Source organism: Arsukibacterium sp. (assembly GCF_033722355.1).
In the GTDB taxonomy this organism is placed as follows: domain Bacteria; phylum Pseudomonadota; class Gammaproteobacteria; order Enterobacterales; family Alteromonadaceae; genus Alishewanella.
In genome coordinates this window covers 1-2,886 of the sequence record NZ_JAWVZF010000236.1, presented here as the reverse complement: position 1 = coordinate 2,886, position 2,886 = coordinate 1, and the positions used below count along the sequence as shown (strand labels likewise).

The following is a 2,886-nucleotide window of genomic DNA, read 5'->3' as shown; positions in this document are numbered from 1 at the left end:
ATCAATGCCGGTATTACGATACTGCTGCCGGCGGCTGACCACCCGGCAGTTTGGCTGCTCAGGCTTTGGTGGATATAAGCCGTTAACAATCGCAAATTCGTAGCGCTCCTGTGGCTGCTGATCCGGCCCTAGCGGGGTAAACACCACGCCATAACCCTGCGGAAACAAACCGGTTATCCTAAGCAGCTGATCAACCAGCAAGCCATTGTATTCGTTGCGCCGTGCGCCCTCGCGCATCAGCAGCGCGGCTTTTGGCAATAATGCATAATTAAAACGCTGGCGGCCGGGCAAGACAATAGACGCATACACCTGGGGTACTTTTAATACGCTGCCAAACAGGGTTTTATCAGTCGGATCTAACTGCAGCAGCTGACTTAGCCAGTGCAAACGCTGTTGCTGGGCGGCAAAATAAAGTTCGCGCTCTGCCTTGCTATTACCCTTATAGGGTACCAGACCAAAGCCCTGCTGTAACAAAGCCAGACTGGCCTCGCTGCTAATCTTCAGCAATCGGCTGCGCTCTTCCAGACTCAGTGGCCGGCCGGGATCGGACTGCGCTAATTCGCCCTGAATAATACCCAGTGCCTCGGGGTGCAGTAAACCGATGTCCTGCAGCAGGACAGCCATCACCACAGGCAGTTGCACATGCTGGCGATACGGGCAGTCATCCGGGCGCTGACGATTGCGCAGCTGATAATGGCTGACTAATGCCGGCTCATCCAGCAATTGCTGCGCCAGTAAATGATCAAGCAGCCGCAGGCTGAGTACGGCCCGGTACAAAGGCTTGTAAGCAAACTGGACCCGCTCACGCTGGCGTTTGGCTGTGGGTACCATAATTTGCAGACAGCCCAGCAAGCGGGCACTGAATGCCAGGGTTTCGTTGTGACTTTCACCCTCTGCCAGCTGCAGCACCTGTTCGGCCAGCAACTGCAAATCGGCCCAGCGCATCAGCCGGGCTTTCTCGTCCTGATACTGTAACTCAGTATAACGTTGCCGGGCCTGCTGGCGCTCCGTCTGGCTGGCACTGGCTGCCTGTTGCACATGCAGCCATCGTTGCTCAGCGTGTTTCAGCTCAGCCTGTTGCTCACGGTAACTGGCAAAAAACGTTTTGCTGCGCTGATAAAAGCAACCGGGTTCACCGGAGTACAACACATCGAGCAAACGTTCCAGCCGGTGCACCATGACCGAGCTTTTCTCCGCTTTTTTCACCTGACGGTTTCCTTTTTGCTGAGCAACGGGTTAACGCTTAGTACCGGCTACCATAACCTGAGTTTGCGCTGATGAAAAGTCCGTTGCCGGCTGCACCATGTTGGTTACCGGCAAATGACTGCTGCGCCATTTTAGCGCTTGTGAATACGTATTCATATTGCCAGCTGCCCCAAATAGGTTAATAACTAACCGCACAACAATTATGGCTGCATTATTTCGTGCCCGACTCGGCTGGTCCGTATCGCATGGAGAGCGCAACCAACTATAAAAACAAAACGGGGACGAAAGTATGAATAAGTTTAAGCTTAGTCTGCTTAGCCTTGCTGTCAGTGCAGCAGGGCTAAGTTCGTTGGCGGCTGCCCAGCAACAGCCTCCGGCGGAGGAGCCGGTTGCCGAAGAGCAACAGGTGGAAGTCATCCAGGTGCGGGGCTTTGCCAGCAGCCTGTTTCGCTCACTGGACACCAAACGGTTTACTGATGTGGTGTCAGAAACCATTTCGGCCGACGATTTGGGTACCTTGCCTGATGTGTCGATAGCCGATGCGCTGACCCGCCTGCCGGGCATTTCTGCGGTGCGGACCGGCGGGCAGGCGGCCGAAATCAATATTCGTGGCATGTCAGGGGGCTTCGTCTTTTCCACGTTAAACGGCCGCGAGCAGGTGTCTACCAGTGGTAAGCGCAATATTGAGTTTGATCAGTATCCCTCTGAGCTGATTAACTCAGCGGCGGTATATAAATCACCAAAAGCGTCGTTAATCGAAGGCGGGGTGGCCGGTACCGTTGAGCTGAAAACGGCCAGTGTGCTGCAAAACGACAAAGACCACAGTTTTACCGTTAACCTGCGCGGCATGTTTAACGACCGGGCGGATGAAGTACCGGATGGCGAGGAGTTTGGCCATCGTTTCAGTTTTTCTTATCAGGGCAAGTTTCTGGATAACACCCTGGGGGTAGCGCTTGGCTATGCCCGCTTATATCAGCCCAGTGTGGCAACCCAGTTTATCGGTCTGGCTTACAACGGTCAGAAAGATGTCACCGGTGATGAGCAAAATGAATTTATCAGTGAAGGGTTTGAAATTCAGCATTTAGGGGGCGAGGAGACCCGTAACGGCTATCTGGGCTCGATTGAATGGCAACCGCATGATGCTTTCAGTTTAAAAGCCGATGCCTTTATTTCCCAGTTTGACAAAGAATCCTTCGCCCGCGGTTTCCGGGTTAAATTTGGCGGCGATGCCGCGGCTGTCGGTAATCCGGTGCTGAATAACCGGTCAGTGATTGGCGGGACCTTTAACCGCACATCACAGAGTTTTACCCGGGTAGAAATTGTCAATGATGATAACCGGGATTATGACGAAGTAAAAAGCTTTGGTGTGGCTGCCGACTGGGACATAAACGACCGGACCAACCTGGTATTTGATGTGTCGCACTCTACCGCCAGCAGCAATTTCAGGAACGGGTTGCTGTGGGCTCTGGTAGCAGAAGATGCGACGGTGGCAAATCCACAGCTGGATACCAATGTGTCGATTTCTTACTTGCTGAACGGGATGGATCTGCCGAGTATCGGTTTTAACCAGGCCGCTGCATTTTCTGATATAGATCGGGTCATGGTCAGCAAATATGGTATTTATCCCTTTGTAAACAGTGATGAAGTCAGTGCGGTGAAACTGGACTTGAGCTACGACCT

Annotated in this window: 3 protein-coding genes; 1 reads left to right on the top strand and 2 read right to left on the bottom strand. The window is 53.1% G+C overall.

What is annotated here, in order from left to right; genetic code table 11:
• Both R3177_RS14230 and R3177_RS14225 read right to left on the bottom strand, forming a co-directional pair.
• The coding region (locus tag R3177_RS14230; RefSeq protein WP_318971667.1) for a hypothetical protein at positions 1-1,206 on the bottom strand (1,206 nt) is incomplete at its 3' end.
• Between the two features lie 30 nt (positions 1,207-1,236).
• Positions 1,237-1,362, bottom strand: a complete 126-nt coding sequence (locus R3177_RS14225) for a hypothetical protein (RefSeq protein WP_318971666.1) — start codon at positions 1,360-1,362, stop codon at positions 1,237-1,239.
• Between the two features lie 133 nt (positions 1,363-1,495).
• On the opposite strand from R3177_RS14225, the gene R3177_RS14220 reads away from it, so the two are divergent.
• The coding region (locus tag R3177_RS14220) for a TonB-dependent receptor plug domain-containing protein (RefSeq protein WP_318971665.1) at positions 1,496-2,886 on the top strand (1,391 nt) is incomplete at its 3' end.